The 26,850-nt window shown below is 59.0% G+C and carries 21 protein-coding genes and 4 pseudogenes; 15 read left to right on the plus strand and 10 right to left on the minus strand.

Annotated features, from left to right (window positions below; genetic code table 11):
• Window positions 1-155: 155 nt before the first annotated feature.
• Window positions 156-321, minus strand: a pseudogene (locus IVB32_RS31275) (IS21 family transposase); the annotation flags it as partial.
• Between the two features lie 34 nt (window positions 322-355).
• Between IVB32_RS31275 and IVB32_RS31280 the strand changes: the two are divergent.
• The 3 genes and pseudogenes from IVB32_RS31280 to IVB32_RS31290 all read left to right on the plus strand — a co-directional run.
• Window positions 356-458 (plus strand): annotated as a pseudogene (locus tag IVB32_RS31280) (Ku protein); the annotation flags it as partial.
• Window positions 459-839: 381 nt separating this feature from the next.
• A complete protein-coding gene (locus tag IVB32_RS31285) occupies window positions 840-1,460 on the plus strand; it encodes a hypothetical protein (RefSeq protein WP_247412582.1) in 621 nt (206 codons plus the stop codon).
• Between the two features lie 79 nt (window positions 1,461-1,539).
• Window positions 1,540-1,752 (plus strand): hypothetical protein, encoded by a 213-nt coding sequence (locus IVB32_RS31290; protein ID WP_247412584.1) that lies wholly within the window; start codon window positions 1,540-1,542, stop codon window positions 1,750-1,752.
• Window positions 1,753-1,893: 141 nt separating this feature from the next.
• Here IVB32_RS31290 and IVB32_RS31295 read toward each other — a convergent pair.
• A pseudogene (locus IVB32_RS31295) lies at window positions 1,894-2,070 on the minus strand (haloacid dehalogenase); the annotation flags it as partial.
• A 142-nt stretch (window positions 2,071-2,212) separates the two neighbouring features.
• Window positions 2,213-2,473, minus strand: a complete 261-nt coding sequence (locus IVB32_RS31300) for a helix-turn-helix transcriptional regulator (protein ID WP_247412586.1) — start codon at window positions 2,471-2,473, stop codon at window positions 2,213-2,215.
• Window positions 2,474-2,603: 130 nt separating this feature from the next.
• On the opposite strand from IVB32_RS31300, the gene IVB32_RS31305 reads away from it, so the two are divergent.
• From IVB32_RS31305 to IVB32_RS31330, 6 genes are all read left to right on the plus strand, one after another.
• Window positions 2,604-3,557: a hypothetical protein gene (locus IVB32_RS31305; protein ID WP_247412588.1), complete on the plus strand. Its 954-nt coding sequence runs from the start codon at window positions 2,604-2,606 to the stop codon at window positions 3,555-3,557.
• 108 nt (window positions 3,558-3,665) lie between these two features.
• Window positions 3,666-4,169 carry a hypothetical protein gene (locus IVB32_RS31310; protein ID WP_247412591.1) on the plus strand — a complete coding sequence of 168 codons (504 nt, stop codon included), beginning with the start codon at window positions 3,666-3,668 and terminating at the stop codon, window positions 4,167-4,169.
• Window positions 4,170-4,272: 103 nt separating this feature from the next.
• Window positions 4,273-4,761, plus strand: a complete 489-nt coding sequence (locus IVB32_RS31315; protein ID WP_247412594.1) for a hypothetical protein — start codon at window positions 4,273-4,275, stop codon at window positions 4,759-4,761.
• Window positions 4,758-5,543, plus strand: coding sequence for a metallophosphoesterase (locus tag IVB32_RS31320; RefSeq protein WP_247412595.1), 786 nt, complete (start codon window positions 4,758-4,760; stop codon window positions 5,541-5,543). The genes IVB32_RS31315 and IVB32_RS31320 overlap by 4 nt, the downstream gene beginning before the upstream one ends.
• Window positions 5,540-7,108 carry an AAA family ATPase gene (locus IVB32_RS31325; RefSeq protein ID WP_247412597.1) on the plus strand — a complete coding sequence of 523 codons (1,569 nt, stop codon included), beginning with the start codon at window positions 5,540-5,542 and terminating at the stop codon, window positions 7,106-7,108. Before IVB32_RS31320 ends, IVB32_RS31325 begins: the two co-directional genes overlap by 4 nt.
• Window positions 7,109-7,259: 151 nt before the next feature.
• Window positions 7,260-8,534 carry a DUF2130 domain-containing protein gene (locus tag IVB32_RS31330; protein WP_247393520.1) on the plus strand — a complete coding sequence of 425 codons (1,275 nt, stop codon included), beginning with the start codon at window positions 7,260-7,262 and terminating at the stop codon, window positions 8,532-8,534.
• A gap of 88 nt (window positions 8,535-8,622) precedes the next feature.
• Here the strand turns inward: IVB32_RS31330 and IVB32_RS31335 are convergent, their stop codons facing one another.
• Together IVB32_RS31335 and IVB32_RS31340 are read right to left on the minus strand one after the other, a co-directional pair.
• Entirely contained in the window at window positions 8,623-10,377 is a 1,755-nt protein-coding gene (locus IVB32_RS31335) for a hypothetical protein (protein ID WP_247412599.1), read from the minus strand.
• Entirely contained in the window at window positions 10,374-13,799 is a 3,426-nt protein-coding gene (locus IVB32_RS31340; RefSeq protein ID WP_247412600.1) for an AAA domain-containing protein, read from the minus strand. The genes IVB32_RS31335 and IVB32_RS31340 overlap by 4 nt, the downstream gene beginning before the upstream one ends.
• 237 nt (window positions 13,800-14,036) lie before the next feature.
• On the opposite strand from IVB32_RS31340, the gene IVB32_RS31345 reads away from it, so the two are divergent.
• Complete coding sequence (locus tag IVB32_RS31345) at window positions 14,037-16,511, plus strand: DUF4238 domain-containing protein (RefSeq protein WP_247412601.1); 2,475 nt, start codon at window positions 14,037-14,039, stop codon at window positions 16,509-16,511.
• 591 nt (window positions 16,512-17,102) lie between these two features.
• Here IVB32_RS31345 and IVB32_RS31350 read toward each other — a convergent pair.
• The 3 genes from IVB32_RS31350 to IVB32_RS31360 form a co-directional block, all read right to left on the minus strand.
• Window positions 17,103-18,515 (minus strand): hypothetical protein, encoded by a 1,413-nt coding sequence (locus IVB32_RS31350; RefSeq protein ID WP_247412602.1) that lies wholly within the window; start codon window positions 18,513-18,515, stop codon window positions 17,103-17,105.
• 700 nt (window positions 18,516-19,215) lie between these two features.
• The gene (locus IVB32_RS31355) at window positions 19,216-20,244 is read right to left on the minus strand and encodes a hypothetical protein (RefSeq protein ID WP_247412603.1); all 1,029 of its coding nucleotides are present in this window, start codon (window positions 20,242-20,244) and stop codon (window positions 19,216-19,218) included.
• 317 nt (window positions 20,245-20,561) lie between these two features.
• On the minus strand, window positions 20,562-20,798 hold the full coding sequence (locus tag IVB32_RS31360) for a hypothetical protein (protein WP_247393544.1): 237 nt from the start codon (window positions 20,796-20,798) through the stop codon (window positions 20,562-20,564).
• Window positions 20,799-21,198: 400 nt separating this feature from the next.
• On the opposite strand from IVB32_RS31360, the gene IVB32_RS31365 reads away from it, so the two are divergent.
• From IVB32_RS31365 to IVB32_RS31380, 4 genes and pseudogenes are all read left to right on the plus strand, one after another.
• Window positions 21,199-21,864 (plus strand): hypothetical protein, encoded by a 666-nt coding sequence (locus IVB32_RS31365; RefSeq protein ID WP_247412606.1) that lies wholly within the window; start codon window positions 21,199-21,201, stop codon window positions 21,862-21,864.
• Between the two features lie 735 nt (window positions 21,865-22,599).
• Window positions 22,600-23,616, plus strand: coding sequence for a hypothetical protein (locus tag IVB32_RS31370; protein ID WP_247412610.1), 1,017 nt, complete (start codon window positions 22,600-22,602; stop codon window positions 23,614-23,616).
• A 194-nt stretch (window positions 23,617-23,810) separates the two neighbouring features.
• Window positions 23,811-24,068 (plus strand): hypothetical protein, encoded by a 258-nt coding sequence (locus tag IVB32_RS31375; protein ID WP_247412615.1) that lies wholly within the window; start codon window positions 23,811-23,813, stop codon window positions 24,066-24,068.
• Window positions 24,026-24,271 (plus strand): annotated as a pseudogene (locus IVB32_RS31380) (SOS response-associated peptidase); the annotation flags it as partial. The gene IVB32_RS31375 and the pseudogene IVB32_RS31380, both read left to right, overlap by 43 nt.
• A 315-nt stretch (window positions 24,272-24,586) precedes the next feature.
• Here IVB32_RS31380 and IVB32_RS31385 read toward each other — a convergent pair.
• Together IVB32_RS31385 and IVB32_RS31390 are read right to left on the minus strand one after the other, a co-directional pair.
• Window positions 24,587-24,787 (minus strand): hypothetical protein, encoded by a 201-nt coding sequence (locus IVB32_RS31385; protein WP_247412611.1) that lies wholly within the window; start codon window positions 24,785-24,787, stop codon window positions 24,587-24,589.
• Window positions 24,788-25,422: 635 nt separating this feature from the next.
• Complete coding sequence (locus tag IVB32_RS31390; protein WP_247412612.1) at window positions 25,423-25,662, minus strand: hypothetical protein; 240 nt, start codon at window positions 25,660-25,662, stop codon at window positions 25,423-25,425.
• A 713-nt stretch (window positions 25,663-26,375) separates the two neighbouring features.
• Here IVB32_RS31390 and IVB32_RS31395 point away from each other — a divergent pair.
• Window positions 26,376-26,850 (plus strand): DNA ligase (locus IVB32_RS31395; RefSeq protein ID WP_247412613.1); only part of this gene is annotated, 475 nt, incomplete at its 3' end.

Here is a 26,850-nt window from a genome sequence, read left to right on the forward strand (position 1 = left end):
TGGCATACGCTTTGCCAAAATAAATGTCATCGAGACGCCACGGTGCCCCTTTCAACTCGCCGATCCGAGAAGGTCTCATCAACTCGCCTGCACCACAATGAAATAGCGCCTGACGATCTAACTCCTTCGCATATTGGCCGGTGGAGCGGGTTCACTTTCTGGGCCAGGACGTTGAGCACGACATCGGCGGAATGGGACGCCGTGAACAAGCGCTTCGGCACAGGCGGCTTCTGCTGCCGGCATACCGTCCCTCAGCACCGCGTTGGGGATGTCGACCATCTGCCGATTGCCATGGTCGGCGCCGGCAAGCCTGCGCCGGACACTGGCGACGAAGGCCCGAACGGGGACATTGTCGTTCATCGAGGTGAGCAAAGAGGAACTTGAGGAAGATCGCCCTTGTGTCCACGCGGACCATCGAGATCGACGAGTTCGTCGAGAAGGCTGTTATCGATCCGCAATAACTGATCCACCCGTCGCCTTGGGGCCAGCAGTATGGCAGGGCCGGCCAAGCGCTATCAAATAAGCTTCTTCCCTCGGGTCACTCTGCACCAAGCAGCCCGGCGTCTCGTGATGTAGAATTCAGCTCTTTAGGCAAAAGGTTAGATGAGATCGGCCACAAGGTCGTGAAATGCGAAACAGTTTCGGATTTGAAAGCGTCGTTCTCCTTTAGTACTTGCAAAATGAGAATTCAGCCTGCAAGATTTCCTTGAGCCTCCGCTTTGCCAAGCGGTGTTGCTGCCGACCTGTTCTGGCGCGTCGTACCTCATCTCAACAGCCTACATCTGCAGCGTTGTCGCGGCTTTGCCGCGATGCAGGAGGCGCAACGAGGGGTGTGTGCCATGAGCAACACTTTCAACTACGGCGCGTTTTCACCGTCTGAGGTCGCTTTTCTTCAGACGACGGCCAAGCGTGTGCGCGCGCTAATCCGCCGCACCACCCATCAGCTCATCGAAATTGGGGAAAATCTTACGCAGATCAAGGAGAGGATGCCCCACGGGCAATTCGCTGCGTTTTGCGACGCGGAGTTGGGCATCAAGCTCCGCTCGGCCGAAAATTACATGTCGCTCGCCGAGCTGGCCAAAACCTATCCGCCGGCTCTGGTAGCGCGGCTGCCCGCACGCGCGGGCTATAAGCTCGGCGAAAGGTCTGCCCCCACCGACAAGGTTGCGGAGATCATGAGCGAGGTGTCCAACGGCAAGCTCTTCACCATCAGCGAGGTGAATAGCCGCCTCGGGGCTGCTAAGCTCGCGGAGCCTTCCTCGAGGGAACCGGATATCGATCACCTCGCGGAGAGGGTGCTCGACGCACTCGACATCCACGACGTTGGAGATCTAGTGCTTCTGCTGGGCACCGCGAGCCGATCGGCGCTCGCGGCGTTTTGCGAGCGGTTGCAGCAGGGCCTCGAGCATCGTCGCCCGACGACCGCAACCACCCTGATGCTGCCCCAGAACAACCTGTAGCGGATTGACTAGCGCCGGTAGGACACGCATCGCGCGGTGCTACCGGCGCCAGTGAGACTTCCGAAACGCCAAGGGCCAGGTGCAGGTGACGCAAGTCGGCTTCGAGGTCGCCGCCGGCATGCGGCTGCGGATCGCGACGCTGCAGCTCGAACGCGGCGACGTTCGCGGCGCAGCGGCCGAGGTTCATGCAGCTCTGCTCGTGGCGCGCGAGCTTGGCTCGCACAAGCCCGAGGCCGGCTGCAGGGAATTGCAGGGCAGGATCGAAACAGGACAGACCGGCCGCGCCGCCTAGGGGTGAGTGATGTGATCCGGTTGCGAATGAGCGGCGGAGCCGATGGATCATTACGCGGCAATCCACCCCCTTCATCAGGCCAAAGATCGCCGGGATCACGATCCGCGTCAGCAGCGTGGATGAGACCTTGCCCTCCCCGTTTCATGGCGTCTCTGACTGCGGCTTGAGAAGACGCAGCGTGTTCAAGGTCACAGGGACGGCCGCGCCCGTATCAGCGAGGATGGCAGGCCGGAGGCCGGTGATGCCGATCATGGTGGTGACGAGGAAGAGCGCCTTCAGTTAGAGTGCTACAGCGATGTTCTGCCGGATGTTCGTCATCGGAGGCGGGATCACCGGACGATTAGTAAAACGGTCGTCCCATCGGCCTGTCCAGAGCAGGTGCAGGCTGCAGACGGCTCATAGATTTGCATTGGTTCGAAAAGCCTATCACTGAGGACGAAAAGCCCATTAATCGCTTAGATCAGTCCTTGAGCGCGACTCCCTCCCCATGAGATTTCCCACCCCCATAGAGAAATACGACGCCCTGCTTCTCGAGGGCGTCACGCATCTTCCTATAAGTCGCGATCTTGAGCGGATTTGTCGGAACTTGTATGTCGGCCTCGAGCCTCGATACCGTGCGTCGATCAACCCCGATCGCGCGCGCGAGATCGAGCTGCTCCATCCCGACCAGCGCGCGGCCGGCCCTTATCATGCGTCCCGTGGGCAATCTGTCGAGGGCCACCGCAGGTTCGGCTCCGAATCAATATCGGTTAACCATACACCGGCGGAGATCACGCCCGACAGAAGCCGCTTGCAAATGAGACATATGGGATATATATCCCATATGTCCTTCATTAGCTTCGGATCAGCGCGTGACCCAATCCGACCTCATCATTTCTCCGACTAATCTATTCGGAAGCGGCTTCACGGCCGCGACGGTCTTCATTGATGGCAACACAAACGGGATGCGGCTGGTCAAATCATCCGGTTCGCGATTGTCCATCCTTGTACTGAGGTTCGCCGAGCTTTCACGTTTGAAGGAGCACGTCTCCCCCTGGGATTTCGTCGTGTACGTGATCGACGACCAGTCCCCGAACAGCAGCCAGAAGAGCTACATCGGACATGGCGACGGCGAGCGGAAGTTTGGAGACCGACTTGGCAAGTCCATCAGTGCAACCACGCTGATCTATGTCATCACCGGCGCCGGCGATACGTTCGACAAAGTCACGGCGCCCTACGTGGAAGGCAGGCTGATCAGCATCTGCACCGATCTTAACATCCCGCTCGCCAATTCGGGGCGCCCCTTCGGGCGCGGTCTCCCCATCATAGATGATCTCGAGCAGCTGGTCGGCCATGCCGAGACGTTGCTGTCGGTGGCTGGTTTCACACGAATTGAGACGGCGCGCAGAAACCCGCCTTCATTCCGCACGCGACTTTCCGTGACGACCGACCGGGAAGAAATGGTCGTAATGTCCGAAGACGAAGAGGCTCTTGTTCCTGAGAAAGGTATTGCGTACCGGCTGGATCACCGCAATTTGCAGGCCATGGGCTACAGTTGGAATGGGCGCTTCTACGTTATGGCTGGCGCCGACTACTCGCGACGCACGCGGAGCGATGTTTCGTACGATCACCAGCGGCGCCGCGATTTGCTCGAGGCCGAGAAGTGGGTCGGCCCTGTCGCCGGGACACCGGACAAGATGATGCTGAAGGTCAGCTTCCAGTGTCGAAGCGGGGCGTTCGCCGCGAAACTGCTGTCCGGCGAACAGCTCGATGAGCGCAGCTGGCTCGCCGTCGAGACGGAGCCGACCTGCGAGGCGCCGGAATGAACCTGCGCTCACGCCCCCTCTCCTACGTTCAGAATCGGCCGGCGCGACTCAATTGGACGCTACCTCAGCAACGCCGCCTGGCAAACCTGCGCGCCGTCTGGCGGCACAATGATGATCAAGACACGACCGGACGCGCTGGGCTTGGCCATGCGTGAACAATGGAGCGCGCCTTTGAACCACATCGATAATGGTGACCCTGAACGGCAGGAGGAAGCCCCGACAGAGTCGTGGCCCCGCGTCCTGAAGTACTGGCGGACGATTTCGGTCGAGGCGTTCGTCGACGCAACCAAGGCCGAGGTGATCACGTTCGTGCAGGCCACGACCACGACGATCCCGCAGTTGCAGCGCGCCATCTCGGGCGATGCAGATGCCGCTATCGACATGGTCATGCACTGCAAGGCGCCCAGCTCGATCGGCATCCGGGTCGATTTCCCGATGACGCTGTTGCTGTCGTGCGCGTGCGACGATTCCAGGGCGGCGCTCGTGCTGGCCGAGACGCTCCGCCGGATGCCTACTGAGCCGCGCCTCCGTACGAAACTCGCGACGTCCTGGCAGGTCGCCAGCTTGCTGATGTCTTTGCGCCGCCCCGCGAATGGCGCCACGCGCAACTAGCAGAGCGAAGACCAAAAACGTTCATCCTGAACGATGAGAGAGAGAGAGAGAGAGAGAGAGAGTCCATGAATCCGCGGTGCCCGGTTCAGCAACGAAGGTTGGGTTGGCAGCTTACGACCCGGCAAGTAGAAGTTCCTGGCCTTTCCAGCCAGAGGACAGTTCACCGCTGGCATGGTGGCGGAGGCTCCCGTCACAGGCGTTCGGCGAACCCGAGCGCCTTCACCTCCGCGCAACGCTCGAGCAGATCAACGTGCTGCATGCCGAACTCGACCTTATGGCCGCGCTAAAGGGCGACGCGGCCGCCGCCATCGAGGTCACGTTCACGCTCATGCCGATGAGCGAAATCACGCTGAGGACCGACATCGCGATGACGGCGCTCCTGCGGTGCGCCCTGGAGCGCAACGCGGCCGCATCCTTAGTTCTGGCTCAGGTCACGGGCTTGACCGACCTCGGCCATCCCTATGCCAACGAGCTCGCAACCGCATGGCTCGCCTATGGCTGGCTATGGTCCGAAAATCCCCGCGAGTTCAGCAATGCGGCGGCCGTGCTGCTGACCGCTTTCCAGGATCGTGCGCGGGAGCAAGATGAATGAATATCCAGATCTTGTCCGACCTCCATGGCGACGTGCATCCGGTCAAGCCCATTACGATCGCGCCCGGCGTTAACCTTGTGATCGTCGCCGGCGATACCTGCGAAGGCGCGATCCGCGCCTTCGAGTACCTCCGTCGCATCGTGCCGATGCACATCCCGATCGCGATGGTGCTCGGCAACCACGAATACTACCGCCACTGCGTTCCCGAAGAAATCGCGTCCGCCCGTTCGCAGGCGGCCTCCTTCAACATCTATCTGCTGGAGAACGCGACCGTGATCTTGGCCGGCCGGCACGGCGAACGAGCGATTCGCGTGGTCGGTGCCACGTTCTGGACGGACTATCTCGGTTTCGGCAAAGCCAATCAGTCCGGGGTGATGAACACCTGCGCGATCGGCATGAATGATCACCGCCTGATCACCTGGCGGAAGCAGCCGTGGCGCCGGTTCAGGCCCCAGGAAGCAGCCTTATTACACCGTCAATCTAAGGCGTACCTCGCTGATTGTTTGGCGACACCATTTGACGGCAGCACCGTGGTCGTCACTCACCACGCAGTGCACTGGAAATCTGTGCACCCGAAATTTAAGAGCGATCCCCTCACCGCTGCCTTCGTTTCCGACCAGAGTGCGCTGATCGAGCGCTTTCAGCCGACGCTGTGGGTCCATGGCCACGTCCACAATTCGTCGGACTACCACGTCGGCGAGACGCGGATCGTATGCAACCCTCACGGCTACGGGTCCGAGAACCCGGCCTTCGACGGCGCGATGGTGGTGGAGATCGAATGAGCAACCCCGGCGATGATGGCGACGATTTCGAGCTGCCGGCGGTCGCACGCGATGATGTGTTGACCGGCGCCGCAGCCGATTCGGCGGATTCTGAGAAGCACCTGAAAAACCTGCCCCGTATTCTGCGCTACGCCAAGCTTCTCGGAGACCACGCCAGGCACGTCGAACAACGCCTGATTGCGGAGATCGAAGAGCTCTGCCCGGATCTCGCGCTGAACACCGCTTGGGCGGTTGCGCAGGATGTTGACACTGGGCTTGCGCTTGCCACCGAGCTCGATCGTCGCGCGGCGGAATATAACGACCCGAACCTGCGCAGCTTGTCAGATTGTGTACGGTTGCTTTGTTTACCCGCGACGCGAGGGGGTCTTCACTTCCAGCAATATTTTCGCGTCGCCAAGGCCCTGCTGCTGTCCTTCGAGATCATTCGCGACCGCGATGAACAACTGTGTTGCGAAATGGAGCGGTTCGCCTTTGGCTGGGCGGCGCTGCCCGGTTGCGCTCACATATCAGTAGGCCACGCCTCCGCCGCGGAAAATGCGCTCATGCTCGGCTCGCGCATGGTGGAACATCGCATTGCTGCTGCCCGGCAGGAAGCCATTCAGGCGCAGGAGGAAAAACTGCACTTGACGGAAGAGGCCGAGCAGGAAACAGCCGAGATCTCAGGCCGGACCCCGACCGCGGAAGATAACCAACCGTCTGATCGTCTGATCGTCGCTCGCCTGAGTGCCGACGAGATGAAGAACTATCGACTGAAGGAAATTCTCGCCTCGCTGAAGAACGTCGTGAACGTGCCGCTGCCGCTCGTCATGGTGCCGCCGCTGCACGAGGTGCGCAGCAAACTGCTGCTCGAGTTTCCCTACGCAGGGCGCGTCATCGACTTGATCCTATCTGATCTTGTTGGCCGGCGCATCGTTCAGCTCCGTCCGATGATCCTGGTCGGGGAACCAGGCGGAGGTAAAACGCGATTCGTTCGAAGCTTGGGCCAAGCTCTCAATCTATACGTGTGGCGCACTGATTGCTCTCGGGGAGACGCGGCATTCGGCGGTACTGACCGTCGCTGGCACTCCGCTGAGCCCTGTCATCCTCTTCTCGCGGTGGCCCGAAGCAGGACGGCCAGCCCATTGGTGCTTCTGGACGAGCTGGAAAAAGCGCCCTCCAGCTCGACCTCAAATGCAGGCCGGCTGTGGGACTGCTTGTTGAGCTTCACCGAGGCCGAAACGAGCGCGCGCCATTTCGATCCTGCACTACAGGTCAACCTGGATCTTTCCCGAATCTCTTTCGTCGCGACCGCCAACAGCCTGGACCCGCTGCCGGGCCCGATTCGCGATCGCTTCTTGGTCGTGACGTTCCCCAAGCCGGGCGCCGAGGACTTGGATGCCTTATTGCCGGCCGTGATGGTGGATCTCATCAAAGAGCGCGGGCTCGATCAACGCTGGATACGGCCGCTCGACGAGAACGAACACGTCGCGGTCGCCAAGCTGTGGCAGGGCGGCTCTATGCGGCGGTTGCGCCGCATTGTCGAGATCATCCTGCGCGAACGCGATCTCAGTGCCACGAGGAATTAGTATGAGCCGAGAGCCCCACGAGAAGCCCGCCTCGTTCCGAGCATCGCCGCTACCACGGTGGCCGCGATTGCCGGGGATAACGCCGGCAGAGATTCCGGCTGATGCTGGAAACAAGGATACACTCACACTTCACCATCAAAGGACCAATCGCGTGAGCGACCCCCAGATCACCTGCACCAAGTGCGGAACTGAGATCAAGCTGACGGAATCCCTTGCGGCTCCCCTGATCGTCGCCGCGCGCGAGCAGTTCGAGGCGCAGCTCGCGGCCAAGGAGGCCGCGTTCAGCCGCCGCGAAGCACAGCTGCGTCAGTCTGAAGACGATCTCGCTAAGCTCCGTGAAACCGTCGACGACCAGATCGCGGCCAAGATGACGCTTGAACGCGACGCCATCGCGGAGGCGGAGGCCAAGAGGGCCCGCTTGGCCCTCGCTGATGATCTTGGTCAACGGGACCGGCAGCTTGCCGACCTGCAACAACTGCTTGCCGCAAACGATGCCAAACTGATCGAAGCTCAGCGGACGCAGGCTGAGATGCTCCGCAAGGAGCGTGAACTCGACGTCGCCAAGCGCGAGGTCGAACTCTCGGTCGAGAAAAAGGTGCAGGAGAACCTGGCTGCGGTGCGCGACAAGGCGCGGCTCGAAGCCGAAGACGCACTCAAGTCAAAGGTCGCCGAAAAGGAGGCCCAACTCGCGGGCATGCAGCGACAAATCGAAGACCTCCGTCGAAAGGCCGATCAGGGTTCGCAGCAGCTGCAGGGTGAGGCGCTCGAAGTAGAGCTCGAATCCCTGCTCCGGAATCGCTTCCACAGCGACCTGATCGAGCCGGTGCCGAAGGGCGAGCTCGGCGGCGACGTGGTGCACGGCGTAGTCTCCGCCGGCGGCCAGCGCTGCGGCACCATTCTTTGGGAATCGAAGCGGACGAAGACCTGGAACCCGGCCTGGCTCGGCAAATTGCGGGATGACCAACGCGCCGCGAAGGCGGAGCTGGCGCTGATCGTCTCGACCGTTCTTCCCAAAGGCGTCGAGGGCTTCGACCTGGTCGAGAATGTCTGGGTGGCAGAGCCCCGCTTTGCAATTCCGCTGGCTGTCGCACTCCGGCAGTTGCTGATCGACGTCGCCACAAGCCGCCAGGCCCAGACTGGTCAGCAGACCAAGACCGAGATCGTGTACAGCTACCTGACCGGGCCGCGCTTTCGTCACCGCATCGAGGCCATTGTCGAAAAGTTCACCGACATGCAGAAGGACCTCGACCGCGAGCGCGCCACCATGTCGCGCCTCTGGGCCAAGCGCGAGGAGCAGCTCAGGGGCGTGCTGGAATCCACCGCCGGCCTCTACGGCGACATCCAGGGCATCGCCGGTCGCGCCATGCAGGAGATCGAGTGCCTGGACGTGCTGATGATCGAGGCGAAGGGCGAGGCTGCTGAGTAGGTATCAGGAGGAATTCGCACGTCGAATGTTATGGAACATGCCGGATACGATGGCGCTGGTCATCGATTCAGCAAGGACTGCGCGGCAATCAATCTTCGAGCCGTCTCTCGAACTTCGCCAGCAGGCGAGCGGCCAGATCAGCTCCTTGTAGATGGAGGCCGATTTCATCGAGAGGGTTATCGGGCGAACCCGATTGAGAGCCCCAATTCATGGTGCTCACGACGACGTCATCGGTGTCCCAAAGAAGGAATTTCGCGTGGACCTGGGGATCCAGCACGGGGATTACATCGACGACGCCATTGAGCCGTTCGCGCTGCGCGGTCACATGCCGCCGCTTAACCGGTCCCGATCGGCGCGAGTAATAGACACGGACATCGCTGAGCCGACGGCCAGCAACCTCGGCCGGATTGAAAAGACCGGGGACCATGGTGGCACCGACCTTATTGGTCGAACAGATGAACCGCTGACCCGCTTCGTGTGCAGCTTTACGAAGCAATCGTTCATGATCGTCGGCTTGAAGTATGGTCATGCGAACCGGTGTGCGATCGTCCTCATTGCTGCCAGCCGACAAGGCGCTCCGGCTGCGCCGCAGCTCCGACGCCGTGAATTGGAGCGTTTCAATTGAACGACTGGCACTTGAAAGCGGCGAAGCGATCGAGCGCAGAAGATCCAAGCCGGCCGCGGCTGCTTGGTTCTCGGTGAGTTCGACCGATACCTCCACGGCCGAAAAAGGCGAAGAGAGCCAGTTGCAGGAGCCGAGCAGGACGACCGCTCCCCCTTGACCGTCGTCGGCGGCGAGACATTTGACGTGGCTGCGCACCGAGTCACGCTGCGTCAGCACGAAGCCTCGCGTGCGTCCGCCGCTTCGCGCCGCGGAGAGCCGAACGTTCAGCTCTTGCATCGCAATCGCGTTTCTCCGGTCGGTATCAAGTGAGGTTCCGTAGAGCAAGTGGCACCGCACGCCGCGCGCACATGCCTGCTCAAGCGCCTTGCGGACACGTTCGTGGCGGTCCGTGTATTTCTCGTCGTCCTGCGGCGTGACGAAAGTGGAAAGAACGAAGACATCGGATTCGGCTTCGCCGACGATGTGCTCGAAACGTGCGAGATGCTCGTCGCCACCAACGACTAACTGATCGGCAGTTATCCAGGTGTCGATCGTTTGCGATCGGTCGGGCTGCGGGTCGGTCGCGGCCGGAAGAATGCCAGTGTCGATCGTTGCCTGAAGAGCCCGGATCAGCTCATCGCTGGCTCCGTCTCGGAGCGCGCCGTTTTTGAAGTCGTTCAAATCGATCGCGAGATATTTCTTTTCAAGGACGGAATTGACCGTCTGCACGCCACGAAGCCACTCGCCGGGGCGAAGCATGCCGGCCACCAGCTTGAGAACGCGAGCCGCCATCGTATCATCGGTTTCGTCGGCTCCGCGAGGGAATTCAACCCTATGCCCCTCCGCATGGGTCATGCGAAACAATGGGACCGTCTCGACATCGCGGTTGCGAAAGACGGAGTGCCCCACCTTTTCCAACACGAGACTGATGTGGATCTCGCGATCCTCGGTCCGCTCGGGCAAGGCGCGCCCCAATTGAATAAAGTCTTGACCGACACCGCTTGTCGCCAATTGGGGCGCAGGAGAGAAGCGCAGCTCGGCCAAACCGAATTGCATCAATCGCGCAACGGTGGAGCCGGCGACCTGGATGGGGAGACTGAGCGACGCCGCAACGTCTTCGATCGTGCCTGGGCGACGATTGAGCTCAAGCAGTATCATCTCTTCAATTGGGCTCCATCCCCAGGTGCGCTGAACGATGGCGCGCGCCCGGTAGTGCCAGGCGGGAAGGTAGATTTTCACGCGGGAAACCTCCCGTTCTCGTCGACTTTGACGATGGATGCGCCCTTCCCGACCCGGTCGAAGTTAGCTGTCTCAAGCCGCGCGAGCTCCTTCAACATTTTTCGAAGGAACTCAAGCTCATCCTTCGTCCCGTCGGGATCGATCCCGTCAACCACCTCGCGAATGAACCGTTGACTAGTGGCGAGAACCAGTTTTTGCCTGGCGCGGCTCAGCAGCACATTCATTCGTTGCGGACTTTTGACGAATCCGAGCGCGCGTGACCCCACCATGACATTGTTGCGGACGAGGCTGGCAACGACGACGTCGGCCTCCCCTCCCTGAAAGCTGTCGCTGGTAAAGACAAAGTCTCCGTTGCCGCGCGGGCTGACGAAGCCAAATAAGGTCTTATCCTTGCCGACTTGTTGATTCAGCAATTGCTTGAACCAATTGACCTGCGCCAAATAAGGCGAAAGGACTACCAAGGTGGGACGGTGCCCATCAGCGTCAACGACCGGCCGCAAGCCCTTCAAAGCCGCTATCAAAGCCTGCGCCTCGAGTTCATTACGGTACGACCGCTTTACTTTAGTTTCAAAGCGCTGCCGCTTTACGATGCTGAGTGGTGGCAAGTCGAGAACAACAATCGGCGTAGCCAGATAGGACGCCGTGGACGTGACAGTCATTGCGCGGCGCTTAACGCGATCGGATGGAATGAGTTTCTTATTGTAGAACGTGTTGGAGACCAGCTCGCTGATAGCGGGGTGCATCCTGCTCTGTTCGAGCAATGTGTTGGTGATCACGCTTGGGCGCCCGCTCACTTTTTCACGCTCTTCTTCCCGTTCTGCGATCGACCGGAACGGCTCTTCGAGACGCGCCGCTGTGGCGAGAACCTCCTTCATCAAAAGTTCGTTCGCAGTGATGGTGTCGAGCGCCGCAATAACCTCTAGCGGCAGATCGGAGATAGTTTCTAGCTGCTCCTTTGCGTTACGCAGTAGCTCGGCTGCGCGTTCGCTATCGTAGAATTTTTGCCGCTGAACGGCATCGAAGGGCGAGAGCTGATTGTGATCGCCAACCATGATGCGCCGGTTACCGAGCAACAGGGCGCCGATCAGTTCCGCGCCGTTGGCGCGGGCAGCCTCCTCGACGATAATCCAGTCGAATTGTTCGCCGTCAGCGATCATTTCCTCGATGATATGCGACGACGTCGTAGCAAGCGTAACATCGGATGACCGCAGCAAGAGATTATCCGTATCGCGAAGCACGCGTTCCGCAATGGAGGTTTCCGAGCCCACGGGCGCCAGTGCCAGCTTGATATGATAGCGTTGATTGACCATCACGGCTTCAGCAGCAGGATCGGCTGCCGAAATAGACTGGAGGAGTTTGACGGAACTCTCGCGCAAAGAACTGACCTCGTCGGTCGACCGCGTCCGTTCGACGCGAACCACGATTGTCGTGCCGCCCGCCATTGTCTTTCTGAGTTCATCCTCCATTTGAACAAGAGTGTCGTGGTTTTGAGCCGAGACCAGAAGCCGAGCATCCGGTGTTTTGGCCAGAATGCTCTTGACCAGATTCGAGATCAGGAAGGTCTTGCCCACGCCAGGAGGACCTACGACCACATTGATGGACTTTCCCGACGCGATGGTTTCCCAGGCGAGCCGCTTCGAAGCATCCATCTCGGCCGGCACGGCGCCCGGCGCCGCTATATCCCGAAGCACGTCGTCCAGGGCGACTTGCGCCGGGTCGTCGATCGCTCGCAGGAGTTCGATATTGGTTCGGGCTGCAACGATATTTTGCAGGCGCCGACGAACGGCGCGTTCAAACCCGCTGTCGCGTCGAGGACGAAGATAGAGCGTCTGTCCCGGAACAACCGCTTCGCTGGTTGCGAAGGTGAAGGCCTGCCGGCCGCCGACGGCACCGGTCCCTTCGTAGCTAAGTTCGGGAAGCCGCTCACGATCGCCGGCGAGGGAGTCGCTACGCGTGAGCGCCCAGTTGGCTTTGCCGTCGTCGTATTTCAATTCGCGGACAAGGGCTTCCTCTGCGGTGCGCAATTTCATCACTTTTCGTCGCGCGTCGCGGTCAGCATCTTCGCGCGACGCTACCCAAGCAAGATCGGCATCGCCGCGTGACGGCGGATGAAGGACCACGACAGGATAGATACGAAACTGTTCGCGCAACCAAGTAAAGGCTTCGAGCAGGATAAGGGCATGCCACGTTGGAATATCGTCGACCTGGTCGCTCCCATGGCCGTCGCCCGCGACGCCGGTCCAACGTTTCGCGCCGGGGCCCAGCTTGCGCACGCGTTCTTCGGCACTATTGCGTGTGCGCGACAGATGTATGCGATGAGCAAGTTCGACGGCATCATATATACGATCATCGGGTTGCCTGATGGCGGCACGTTCAATCATTCCGATACACTGATCAACGACCTTCACGCCGTAGATGGCGAGGTCGGTAGCGATCCGCACAACCGTCGGGTTTACGATAACGGCGCGGACCGAAGGTCCGCCCAAATCCTCTTCGACGAACCGGAGAACAGCATCCCTGTCGTCGGCCGGGATGGTGCCCGACGTGAGGGCCGGAAAGTCGACTTGAATCGCCCTTGGGGAAGGATAGAGGACGAGTTCACCTTCGGCACTTGACCCCGACCGGTCGAGATCCGCGACCACTTCGGCCAGCTCCCGCAAAACAATGCTTCCATCGAACAACTGATAGCGTGGCGGGTTCGCAAGGCGGTCGAGCATGCGACGTTCGATCGACAACAAAGCAGGACCACTCCCGTCTTCCTTGATGCCAAGGATACGCGATGCTGCCTTGCCGAGGTCGCTCCAATCCTGCCGAAACGACACGGTGCCTGATGACCGCAGAGGATATGCGGCTCCGTCCATATCGCCGTCAGCGATATGGACACAAGCTTCGTAACCACCAAGCCGGAAATCTTCGTTTTGGTCGCTATGCGAGACGATCGCATGCTCGCTGATGGCGCCATGCACGATGCCGGCATCGTGGCATAGCGCGAGACCCTCGGCCACGCGTACCATGTTACGCCAAAACAGCTTACGACCGGTCGGCACCAAGAAGCGGTTTTCCCGGTTCCGGACACTCAGCGACGAACCGCAGACGGGACTGCCGGGATTGACCATCAGGATGCCGATTTCGTCTTCATCCTCGACGATATCAAGCACCTCAACCAGCAGCTCTCGCGCGCGGCGTGAAGAGAGAACGCGGCGTACCCGTCGAAGCCCACGGTTGATGAGCCTTTTCAGATCTCCATCGAGCGCAGTATCTGTTTTCCTGAAGAGACGCAGAAGGTAGTGTTCGCCATCCGCAGCACCGGTGGCAAAGCGAAGTTGGGAGTTCCACCCCTCTATGCCGCCGGGAAAGGCCGTTTCGGCGAATTTGAACCGCGTGTCGAGGGTCGCTTTACCGCGTTGGGTCGGCCGCGCCATGGAGTCTGATCCGCTTTGGGCACCGAAAGCCGACGATTCGGATGCCGGGCGACTTGTATACAGCAACTGGAACTTTCTCTCGACCCCGCCCAGGGACTTGTCACACGTAATTTCAGGCGATCAATGCGCCCTGCTCTTGATGATAGCTGTAGGACTGCAAAAGTAGACAGCTCGAATCGATACCTTCCGCTGTTTGCGCGCGAAGCAGAGCGATATCAATTCGAAAGCCAAACCAGAATGACAGCAACCAGGAACAACCACTACGTCCCGCGATGGTATCAAGCCGGTTTCTTCGAGCCGGGCCAAACCACACTTGCGTATCTGGACCTGACGCCTCCGCCGATCACACTTCCGGATGGCCGCGTCAAGTTCGGCAACTCGCTTATACATTGGCCGACCGCCCGCTGCTTTCAGCAGCTTGACCTCTATTCGACTTTTTTTGGTACCTTGGTCAATGACGAGATCGAGCGCCATATGTTTGGTGACGTAGATACCAAAGGTGCGAAAGCTATTCGAGCCTTCGCGCAGACTGATATCAGCGAATGGCATCGGCAATTTCAGAATCTGTTTCTGTATATCGACGCCCAGAAGATCCGCACGCCCAAGGGGCTGGATTGGTTGAGGGCGCAGTACCCAGCGCTGACCCAAAACGAGTTAATGGGTGAGATGCAAGGCATCCGTTCGATGCACTGCACGTTCTGGGCCGAAGGCGTACGTGAAATTATCTCGGCCGAGGACTCTGACGTTAAGTTCATCATCAGCGACCACCCGGTGACGATCTATAATCATGCGCTGCCGCCCGATTCGGCAGCTTGTTCCTATCCGCTCGATCCTTCCATTGCCTTAAAAGCATCGCAGACGCTCTTTCCACTGTCCCGCGATTTCTGCATGATTTTCACGAACTTTGAATACGCGCAGGACCCCGCGACTAACCCGCTTGAGAAGCGCACCTTTGCGCGCAACTATCGCAGTTCGATGGTCCAAACTCACGCCTTCATCCGGGAGCGAAAGCTTTCCGCACCTGATGTCGCACGCGTCAACCGGATCATGCGCGCGCGGGCCAAGCGCTATGTCGCTGCCGGACGCAAAGAATGGCTGCATCCTAATCAGGGCGATGATTGGGACGATCTTCGACACATCCTGCTGCCGCCCAAGAAGGAACTGTACCGCTACGGCGGCGAAATGTTCGCGAAATTCGAGGACGGCTCCGTCCATTATCAAGACGCGTTCGGCCGCACTGAAAAACAACACGAGATTCTTCAGAAGGCTGCCGTGGCCAAACCTTTACGCTCTAAGGACCTTTGCGGCTGTGGCAACGGACGAAATTTTGGGGAGTGCTGTGAAGGCAAGCCGGTTGAGTTGCGGCCGAGCTGGACCGAGCGCAGTATCCGCGAACGCAACCTGATGTTCCTTAACGCGCTGGACAATGTTCTGGGGCTTGCTGACGAAAATAGGGGCTGGAATACGGTTCGCCGCGAGCTGACCGACCAAAAAATCAAGCTCATCTATCAGCTCTTCGGTGACCTGTGGCCGGAAGACACGGATCTCCTGCGGATGTTGCCAAAACCCGATGGGAAGCCGCGAGCTGTTTACACCGGCCTTATCCATCCCGATGCGATTGGGGACTACGCACTTGGCGCGTCGCTCTATTTCGGCGAATTGATTATCCAACACCCGTTCATGACGCCACGCATCATGAGCCCAAAATATAGCCCGATAACAAACCCGAGTTCCCATCGCCAGGAAGTGCTGAAATCGATCCTCTTGTTCTTGAAGATTATTCCTCTAGTCGAGCGTGGCTTGGTTCATTTGGTGCCGGACCCGTGCGACTTCGATAGTCACTTACGGAACCAGATGTGGGAAATGGCCCGCGCGCGATCCGCCGGCATTGATCCGCGTCTCTATGAGGACGAACGCACCAGCGCGCTCATGCGAGGGGATACGCAGCGCAGCATTATGTCCATGCCACCTGCTGCCGTACGGTGGACGCTGAGCAAAGCTTATCCCGCGAAATCGGAGGAGGAGCTCGACGTTGCGGTAAGGCTGATGCTCGAGTATCAGCATCATGATCCTCTGGCTGTGTTGCAAGATCCGGCCGACAGCGGCGAGAATGATGGCCGGCTGAACGCAATGAAACTTCAGCCAAATTTCGAAATGGCGTTGTATCTCGCGCAAGCGACCGGAGCCAGCATCATCACGGATAGTCCTGCGCGCTGGCACGAAATTCGTCTGGCTGTGCAACGCCCGGCGCGTGCGCGCCAGATAGTGCTGCCTGAGCTCACCCGTAGTATTGGCACGCATGCCTTTGGGTTCCCGCAGTTTCATGCCGACATTTTCCCACCCGCGTCCGACAAGATATTCACTGGTTATCCGGCGGTCATGCGGGACACGTTCAAGTATCTTTCCAAACTTGAGGAGCGCGGCGCGAAACCGAATGTTGAGCAAAATCTGGCCGGACGGTTCACTCGCACCCATGAGGGTGCACAAGCGGTCCTAGAAAAGAAGCAGGTGAAGGTGAAGACGGCAACTGTCCTCAGCATGTTCCCCAAAGGAGGTATCCAGGACAATACCGTCAACCGACTGCTCTTGATGTCGAGTTCAGAACATCACTTGCCGAATGTGCCGATGGCGTTCTTCATCAGGCCGCCGGTCACGAACCGCGTTCGTGCTGCTCCTGATAAGCCAATTATCGCCTTGGAGAGGTCGCCGTAGGCGAGCGCATTACTAGAGATTGAGCTTACGTCTTAGAACCATGATGACCATTCTCACGATTCGCAAACGCCTAGTCCCGACGAACAAATCCTTTATGTCGAGCCGTTTGATGCGTCCACGGCGAAACCGGCAAACCTGAGAAAGACTTCAAGGCTCGCATTCGCACCAACATTGTCACGGCGATCGCAGCTGTCGCCCTCGTGCAGCCATCCTGCCGACGGATCCCAATTTCCGTGTTGTGGGTCGGCGAACTTACCCAGACAGAGTACCGTGGTCGGGCGGCAGTGATGATCGAAGCTGTCTCCGCCGATAGTCTCCGCAAAACGGGAGTTTTTCGGGAAACAGCCGGAGACTTTCCGCGATTTCGTCACCGCTGTTAGGAAACCGGGTGCTCAGAGACTATTTAGATTCCCGAAAAAGCCGGGATTTCCGGCCTATTTGCGGCTCTGTTCGGGAGCACCGTTAACGGCAGGACTGCCTGGCTGGGGACGCAGGTATCGAACCGCGAAGTGCCCATTGATAGCGCCACACGACGCAACAATCGATCAACGTTTCTGCCGCCCTACCTGTCGCGGCCTTGATGCCATCGCCTCAAAATCCAGCCCTTCGAACATCGACCAGTCGATCTCCTTGGGCAGTTCGAAATTTGCCAGCTCCTGGCACTGCTTCCGGCGCAACTCGGCCCGCGTGCCGTAACCGGCATGAGGATCGCTCGCGCGGTGGCCCATCTGAAGGCGGGTCGTCGTGGTGTCGACATCCTCCTCGATGAGCAGGTCCTTGCCGCCATGCCGCAGCGACTGGCCGACTTCGATATTCATGCCGGCGGCGCCGCCGCGCCTCAGGAGCTTGTTGATGCGATCCGAGGCGGTGTCGGAGGGATCCTTGCAGGTCTGCAGCAAGCGAAAGAGGAGATTGTCGCCCTGCTCGATCGCCCATCCACAAAGCCCCATTGCGGAAGGCGTTGTGCAGAACGAAGAAGCGAAGGCTTTCATCGGTCTTGTACGGAATGCGCCGATAGATGCCGTCCGTCTTGTCGAACACGATCCCGTTGAGGCGGATAATGTCCACGCCGTGCTTCGTCCCGAAATCGCTGCCGCGGATCCAGGGCAGGATGCCGATCCGGCGCGTCGCCAGCAAGCACAACGGACCGAGCATGGCGTCATCCAGATAGCCCGAGTCCGCGCCGAGCCGGAACACGCGGTTCAGCGTCTCATAGTCGATGCTCTCACGCTTGACCGAGGGCTTGGCATTGTCCGGCCAGCGCACACGAAAACCCTGGAAGGGGTCACGCAAACGATGAAGGCCGGTTGCGGCATGGATGATGGCGCGCACGATCTGCACGTATCCATCCTGCATCGTCTTCAGCGCGATGGGCTCGTAGCAACGATCCTTCTTGTTCTTCGCGATCGCAGCGGGAATGCCCATCGCGAGCAGTTCTGCGGTCTGATCGCCTTTCTGCGAGAATTGCAGCGGCAGGTACTGCAACTCGTTGACATAATTCTGCAGGTCGATCGGCATGTACGCATTGAGGGGCCGGTCGCCCACCAGGGTCTTGAACACATGGGTGCGCCAGCGTGCCGTGCTGATCGTGCCGTCGGACGCGCCACCGTTCTTGCGGATCGTGATGTATTCGTCCTCGATCTGGCTGAAGAGCGGAGACGGCCCGACGGCCTCGGCCTGGGCGGGAAGTGGGGCGGGTGGATCGGGCTGCACGACGCGACGATCCACCACTTCCGAAACAGCCGAGTGGATCGCGGCGGGCTGGTGGATCGTTGCGCCCTGCTGCAGAAGCGCGAGCTGCCGATCGGCGACCTCCGCCAGCTTGCCGATGGCTTCCGCCAGGGGTTCGCGGACCTGGGGCAGCCCTTCGCCGGCGCGCCAGCGATCCCAAACGTCCTTGCGGAGCAGGTCGGCGCGCGCAGTCACGGTGGGGTGGCCTGAGTCTCCCTTTTTGACCTCCTGCTCCATGGCGACCGCCTCCTGGATGGCGGCGAGGTCGCGCATGGTGGCCGGCGAGAACACCGGGCCGGCGCCGGGCTCTCCAGCCTCGCCGCGGCCTCGTTGAGGAAGGCCATCATGTTGGCAAAAAACTCCTCGGGGCTGTCGCCCTTCGGAAAGCCGACCTCGCTCGGCGGAAATTCGCTGTACGCGTGACCTTCCAAGTGTCGCCTCCATTCGCCGAACCCGGCCTGAGCCAGGATCCCCAGCCACGCGGCTCGGCGGTGCGCCTCCCTCTTAGGCAGCACGCCGAGCCTCACCCGGATAGGAGCGCACGGGATGCCGTCACCCGCAAGATCGCGGGGCGGTCGGATCTGGAAGAAATACATGGAAAGCCGGCGAACAACATAGGTCGGCGCGCCTCGCCGGCGGCTACTGCGGCCGGTCGTCCGGGCGGCGTGATCGTGGACTACTTGATGGACTACCTCGGGGGATACACGCTTCGGCACTTGCACACTCACGCAGGCCGGGAACGCGATTTTTCAAGGTTTTCTGCAGGAAGAAAGTGGCGGATAGGAATTGAAAACTGGCGGAGAGGGAGGGATTCCCGACCAAGAACCGCGGACACCCCGAAAATCCGTAAAATAGGCATTCCCGAAAGAGGCCGGCGAAGGTTCCGCCACCACCGATGTGTACCCCAGAGATGCCGCACGAGAATTAACAGTCAGATCATTCCCAGCTTGGAGAGCGCCAAGGTGCAACAATCCTATGTAGGGAGCCGCAACAATTGCTCCTGCTGCAAGTCTTTGACGGACTTTCGCGGGGGATCACGCTCCAATAATAATCTCTCTTGATTGAAGCGCAGGATCTTCTTCGCTCGTTTAATTCCATCGCGAGCCTTGCCGTACCTTTCAGTAGCCGTGCGACTGCTGGCATGATTTACGATGACCGCGATCTCCGAATTGGAGAAACCGCTCCGCTTCATGCATGCGATCGCGAAATGCCGAAAAGTGTAGGTACAAACCCGTTCGATCCGGACCGCCTCGGACGCCGTTGCAAGGCGCTCGTTCATCGCGCTTCGAACGTGCCACAATCCACCATATCTCTCCTCCCATTTTTCGATTTCCGCGATCCATTGATCGAGCCGGTCGATCAGCCGTTTCGGGTAAGCGCTGATGTCGACCTCGCAGGTGTCGGTCAAACCGCGTCCGTTGGTATGTTTTTCAGCGCGAGCACGCAGGAAATTTCCCTCCCGCCGGAGCGTAACGATTTCGCCGGGCCGCCAGCCGAGACGCGAGGCCACCAGAATATATCCAGCGATCCACAGCGAGAACCCGTCGGCCTGGTCGCGAAAATATTGAACGAGGGCACGCAATTCCCGCACCGGAATCGATTTACGAGGTGCTTTCCGCTCCTTTTTCTTGGCGGCGACTTTCTTTTGGTGCGCCTTCGCCTTGGCCTCTTTGGACTTCTTGACCTTCTTGATCGACTGAGGCCGATCATTTTTCAGACGCCAGAGCAGCGATTTTTCCGGCTCCGGGTGGTCGCTGATGAGATCCATCCTTACAAACATCTCCACGCGCTGGCTTAGAGCGGCGGCGATACCCCGGATATAGCTATCCGACCACCTGCCATCGCTCTTCAAAAACCAGTCGGCGCACATAGTTACGCGGCTCTCATAGGGCGCGTGGCAGACGTCGGCCGGGTGCTCCCGGCAGTATTGGCCGAGGAACTTGGTGGCGTCGATCTCGTATCGGGCGATCGTTTCATCGCTCCGGACAGGCTCGGTAAACATGGGTCACCTCCGCGTTGGTCGATGCGTTGACCAACGAGACACGTCCCGGCCGCAAGAGGCAAGCTGACGAGAGACGAAGCGTCTCTTGAAACCGGCCGCGGCGGTGCAGACATCTGGGTCACGGGCCATAAGGCCCGCATCACCTAGCGAAAGGAGAAGTTAAATGCCCCGATGCAGGGCTATACGGCCTCGGTCGAGGCCGCGAGGCAGGCGCTCGAGGTCGCGCAAACCGCGTTGCCGCGGGATGTGGGACAGGCGGTCATGGCGGCCGGGTGGGCGTTCCTGCGCGACCGCCACGATGTGAACGCGCTGATCGATCACGTCACGTCGGAAGCCGAAAGGGGGACTTCGTTAGCAAGCTGCACGGTGCCGCCGACAAGGCTAGGCAGCAGCAGCCGCAGCGCGGTCGCCCGCCCAAGGCTAACAGCGACGCGACCCACAAGCACGTTAGCGGCGACGAGAACTCGATCGCCGCGTCGACCATCTAACGGATTAACGTTAGAAACCCGATCGGCCTTGTGGCCATTGCTGAGGGGTTCGCGCGCCTGTATCATTGCTACATCCCTCATGCGCAACAGCGATCAGGCAAGTTCGAGGAATTTCAGGGATTTATCGGGAGTTTGGTAGCGGGAGAGCGCTACCTACGTTCCCCCCGACATTTCCCTGGTGAGTTTATGGTGTCTGTCTCTTAGCCCTGCGCGGAGCCAGTTTTCCCCTGCCGTCCCCTGCGCAGGGGTTCGCATGTGGCAAAAAGCTTAATTCGATCAATGTCATCACGCCGGTGTGTCCTCCTTTGTGTCGCGATCCGCCGGGAGAAACGACATCTGAATTTGTTGTGGATCAGCCCCGACCGCGATCTGAATGACGTGTATACAGCGCACCCTTTCGTCGAAAAGTTGTAGTGTTTCCTCACCACTCGTGTCACGCCCTCGACTTGGAAGAGGATAGCATTTTGTGACTGATCCATGGGCATTCGGCTGGACACAGCTTCTCACATTCACCGGGTTCGCTATCACGATTGCCATCGCCGTAAGCGGCTTTCGAACCTTTGAGCGATGGCGCCGCGAGAAGCTAGAAGAGCGGCGCATTGAAATTGCCTTTGATGCGTTGACCATCGCTCACAAAACGCAGCCCGTTTTTCAAGGGATACGTGCCGCCGTCACCGAGGGGTACGAATGGGCCGATATGCCTCGGTGGGATGGCGATACTGAAGAGACGCGAAGACGGCGTGGGCCATACTTCGCGTCCATCAAACGGATCAATGCCAATGCCAAGTTCTTCGAACAGGTATGGGATATCCAGCCAAAATGCATGGCTCTGTTCGGTAGGCAGGTTGAACAGACCTTCATGAAGCTACATCAAGCCCGCCGATACATCGAAGTCTCCGCTCAAATGCTAGCGCAAAGAGCAAATGATGACCGTGCTGAGGACGCAGAGGGTAATCGCAATTTCTACGAACAGTTGCGCCACGACATCTGGGACCATGGCGGATTTCAACCTGAGTTAGATCGCGTCGGGCGTCTGCTGACAGAATTTGCAACTGAAACAATCGCGTTTGCTGAACCCGTCATTGCGCAGAGATATCGACCAATCAAGCTGCGATGGCAGTCGCCACAATAACACACTGCCGAGTTATTCAATGTCAGACGATGAAAGCGTGAAAACTCTTGAGCTTTAGTCCGGGCTTATTGTCAAGGCGTGACCGCTGTCCATATTATTGGCGTCAACTATACTCTCGTTCGTCTCCACATCACGCGCGCGAAAAATTCGGCCGATCACGCAACAGCGCAGTCACGCAGCGATCGCACAGCGGCTCCACCTCATCCTCATCTACAATCGCGTGAACGGTCGGCCCATCCAGACCGTAAGCTTCCTCAACGGCCTTGTCGGGCACCGCGATGCCAGCCTCGACGGCGCGCTTGCCGCCGCACAGACGATCTTACGCGGCTTGCCGGCCGCTGGATCACCTTTAATGATCCTCATACTCAACCTCTCCCATGCCACATCACCACTCACGCCGCGAACAAGAACACTCAGGTCCCATCGCCGACGGCGAGCGCTGACATTGTGCGCGAAGCAGGCGGGCGGTCAAACAACCAGCTCTTGTTTTTGCCGCGCATCTAACCGGATGCGGCATACGAGCCGCCGAAACCATTGACGAAATCGCCGATGCGGAACCGGCGAATTTATTTTCTGGTGCATTGCGATCTAGTGACATCGGAAACGTCGGCGACCGATATTTCCATCAAAACTCCCTGCTTTCCAGTGATTCACTGGCAGCTCCGTAATCTTCCGTGCACCACTCTACCTTGCATTGTGCCAACGTATGCGCTGCCGATTCGCAGGAAGCAAACCATGTTCAACAAGCCGGTCGTTTTCGTCATAGGTGCAGGCGCGAGTAGCGAGTACAATTTTCCGCTCGGTTCGGCATTGAAGGTTTCCATCGCAAAGAAGATCAAGTTTCGCTTTGAGCCCTATTCCCCCGATCCAAAAGAGGGTGATTACGACCTGCTGCAGCACATACGTCGGCACACTGGTGATCAAGCCCGCAGCAACGACTACACGCGCGCCGCAAATGACCTCGCCTCCGCAATAGACTCGTTCATCTCAATTGACGAGGCCCTTCATTTTGTCCGTGCATCTCCGGAAGCAGTGGAGGTCGGCAAAATAGCAATCGTCAACGAAATATTGATAGCAGAGGGAAAGAGTTCGCTGGCGATATCCAGTAACACCGGTCGGGTGACCTTAGACGAGAGTAATTCCGGCTGGCTGGGTCGGCTATTCTCTATGGTGATAGCAGGTCTGGAGAAAACTGAATTAGCCAGTGCTTTTGAAAATGTTACTTTTATCAACTTCAACTATGATCGAGCACTGGAGCACTATCTTTATTGGGCGCTGCAGCTCAAGACATCTGCTTCCGCAGAGGAGGCCAAGAAGATCGTTTCAGAGCTTAACATGATTAGGCCGTATGGATCACTCGGCCCGCTCGATTGGCAAGAGCCGAAAGGCACCGCATATGGATATCCGCACCACGTCGATCCTTTCTCGCTAATAACAGGGATTCGTACTTACACCGAGAAGGCCCCATTCCACGATGCGAATAAGGTCGCGAGTGTCCTCGCTCAAGCGAAGATGCTTATTTTCCTCGGTTTTGGTTTTCATCCGCAGAATTTGGATGTCATAAAGGCACCACCTCCAAACAAATTCCTACAGGTGCTTGCCACCACCTTCGGCTTTCATTCTGAAACCGTTGGAGCTGTTCGGGGGAGGATCATAAAGAATTTGCAACCAGCCTCAGCTCTGATGATGAGCATGAAATCCGCCGATCTTCTGCAGGAGTTGAGGCAGAACATTTTGATCGCTCTTGAATGAGCAGACATGCCAACCGTAGGCGGGATCCAAGTGATCCGCCCTCACGGCGCATCGTCATCACCGTTAGACCAATAACTCCACAGCGATTAGGCAGCATCGGTCTACCGTCCGGCGGTGCGCGCTATCACCGCCGCATGCAGTAGGCCACCTTGCGGCAGTCGTCCGGGTTATTCTCCCACCAGAGCAACCCACGTATTGGGGCCTCACTTTTGCGTGCCGTATTGATTCCCGTGCTTTACTCTGCACAGAACTGGCGCAAGAGCAGAAAAAGAGTTCTGAAGGTCAGCGACGAAATCAAGTCAGCCGTTCAGGCACAAGGCTATTACCTCCGCAGCCTGCGGGCCACCAAGGAGCGAATGATCGGTCGAGTAGGGCCGCCGGCCGGTGTTCTCCATGCAAGCTCTACAGCATCACACCCAACCACGCGGCCATCCTCGCGCTCTTCCGCGTAGTCAACCGCCACGTTTGGCAACTTGCAGCCGATGCCTGGCGTCTTCCCCGATTATCCAGTGCCCGTGGTCCGCAACACGGAAGCCGGGTCCGAGAGGACGCTGATGCGCTGGGGCATGCCGCCGCCAACACGCTCAGGTGGGCCGCCGGTCACCTCGGCAACACGTCATCGCTGTATTGGCGCGGTTGGCTGCGGCCCGAGAACGCTGCCTTCGATAACTGGTCTCTCAGTTCTCTCTTAGTGCCAATTAGACTTCGCTGAACTGAATACTGTCTTTTTCGCAGACAGCACTGAATGAGGCCCTCGCGTTTGCGCGCTCAAAGCAAAATGCTTTTCCTTTCTCAGTTGTCTCCACCCACCAATCTGATTTCTGATCGCGCGCAATATGTGCAGCATGTGTCCGCAAGCGATCTAGCTCTCGTCCAGATGCTCTGACGACTATACAATATGTCATTAAGCCCCCTATCATGTTGCACACAATCCACCCAACGCCGTAATAGAATGAGGCTGGACGCTGTCCTAATCGGGGATGATTCCACGTTCGCGCTTATCCATTAGCGTCCGCTCGATGCGCTCGGCTTGTTCCTTGGTCAAATTGACCGCCAGACTGATCCCAACCACCGCTGGTCCCTTACGTTGCCGATCGTAAACCATCCAGCCCTTGAACCCCTGCCGAACCAAGAACCTGGATGGAGGCGCCCCCTTGTCGCGCTCCGTCATTGCCGATCCCGCATGTTGATCATCGGACCATCACCTCAATCCTTCAATGAGCGTCCTCCAGCCGAGCGCATCGTTCGCCGTTAGCAGCGAAGCGCCAAGCGTTGCCAAATAGTCTGGCAGTTCGCAATCGGGACGCGTGTTCATATTGCCGATCAACGAGACGACGGAGTTCTTAAGATCGCCTCGGTCGAGGTGATCGAACGCCCGTTGCTTGCACCGCTCGACATATTTGCGCGCGTCATCTCAATTAACAGGGAACGTTCCATTTCGCCTCCCCAACCGATGGCTGCTTCCAATAGTTGAGTTGGAACGGAGCGGATTTGGCCTGTCTGTTCGAAAAGCGACAAACAGACGCTCTTTTGGTCGCAGGTGTGGGAATTGGGATACAGACGCACATAACGCGGAGAAGGCCGAGTTGTTACGGGAAGAAGAAAGAGCGCCGAAGCCCTCTTTCAATATCAGTACCGACGATAGCCCCTGGTAGCCATAGCCGCGACGTACATAGGGGCGGCGGACGACATAGGCTCCTCGCCGATACACGGGCCTTGTGCGGACGCAGCCGCGCGGACCGCAAACCACTGCAACGCTCTCGACGTTGGAAGACTGGAGCTCCGTCACAGCAGTAGGAGGCACACTCACACTCTGGAAGACTCTTGGTCGCACAGATCGGCATGTCGGATGTCGGGGTGCAGGCTTCTTGCAGCCAATTCGTTGGAGCTACCCGTGCATTCTTCGAAGAGCCCCAACAGCTCTCCATTGGCTAGGTGCTCCCAGTACTCCGCCTCGGCGAGCAGGTTCCAGCTTCTCTCAGGATGATACGCGGCGCTCTGTCGACACAGCGATGCCATCGCGCGCAATCGGCGTACAGTTTCCATTCACTTCCTCCCGCTGTTTTTACTTTTCCCCATCTTATTTTGTGCTTTTGCGTCACAGTCATCATGATTATGAACTAGAATTATTTTTAGGTTTTTCCGATCGCCAATCAAGCGGGTTGATGGCGCGCTTGCTGCGAATGATTTTCGGTTCGGCTTCGCAACTGGGTTTTCACGCACGCGGCACTGCCGGCCGGCATTCGTTCCACGCCTGGAACCTTTAGAGGCGCGCCGTTCTCGCCGGCCTGAAAGAGCTGATAGTCGGGCGCGAGATCTTTATCACCAGCGAAAGGCTTGTGATGCCGACTACAGGCCGAACGCGCGGCTGATCTCGCGCGCTAGTTTGAGGGCCGCGTCAGTATGTCCGCCGTAGAAGAACGCCTGATCGAGCTGCGAAAGAATGGTCAGCCCAAATAGCGCGATAGCAATGCCTCTAAACATGGTTGTGGACCGGTTGAACGATGCAGCGCAAGTTCAAACGGCCCCAGCCGCAGGATGGGGTAAACAGCCGGGGCCGGCATTCCCATTCCGTGTGCCGTAATCAGCGGTAATCGGCACGCCCCAAGTTTCACACGCAGAAGCTAACAAACTATTTCGCGGTCCAGCGCCGGACCAGCCCACGAGCTGCCGCTCACGCTCCGCGACATGAAGGAAGGTTAAGGCGCGTCCCGGCAGGTTCCACTCCCAAACCAGCCGAGAATGCCTATTTTTCCCGCATGCGTTCCTTTGAGTTTTGCCTGCCGACCAAGGGCACCACGGTCCCGGACGGTCCCGATTGGCTCCATGAAGTGAAGTACGACGGGTATCGCCTCCGCCTGGAGCGTGATGGCGACCGCGTCCGACTGATCACGCGCGGCGGCTATAATTGGGCGAGTCGTTTTCCATGGATCGTCGAGGCGGCACGTAAGGTCCGCCAGAAGCAATTCGTGCTCGATGGCGAAGCGGTCGTGCTCGGCATCGATGGCGTCTCCGACTTCAACGCGCTGCACAGTCGCAACCACGAGCACGAGGTGCAGCTCTACGCCTTTGATGTTCTTGCCATGGGCGGCGATGATCTCCGGCAGCTCTCGCTGCACCTGCGCAAGACCAACCTGGCGCGGCTGCTGGCCCGCCGGCCAGACGGGATCACCGTCGCGCCGTTCGAGCGCGGCGAGATCGGGCCGGAGCTGTTCCTGGCGGCGTGTCGCATGG

The organism is Bradyrhizobium sp. 23 (assembly GCF_023073295.1).
Taxonomy (GTDB): domain Bacteria; phylum Pseudomonadota; class Alphaproteobacteria; order Rhizobiales; family Xanthobacteraceae; genus Bradyrhizobium; species Bradyrhizobium canariense_D.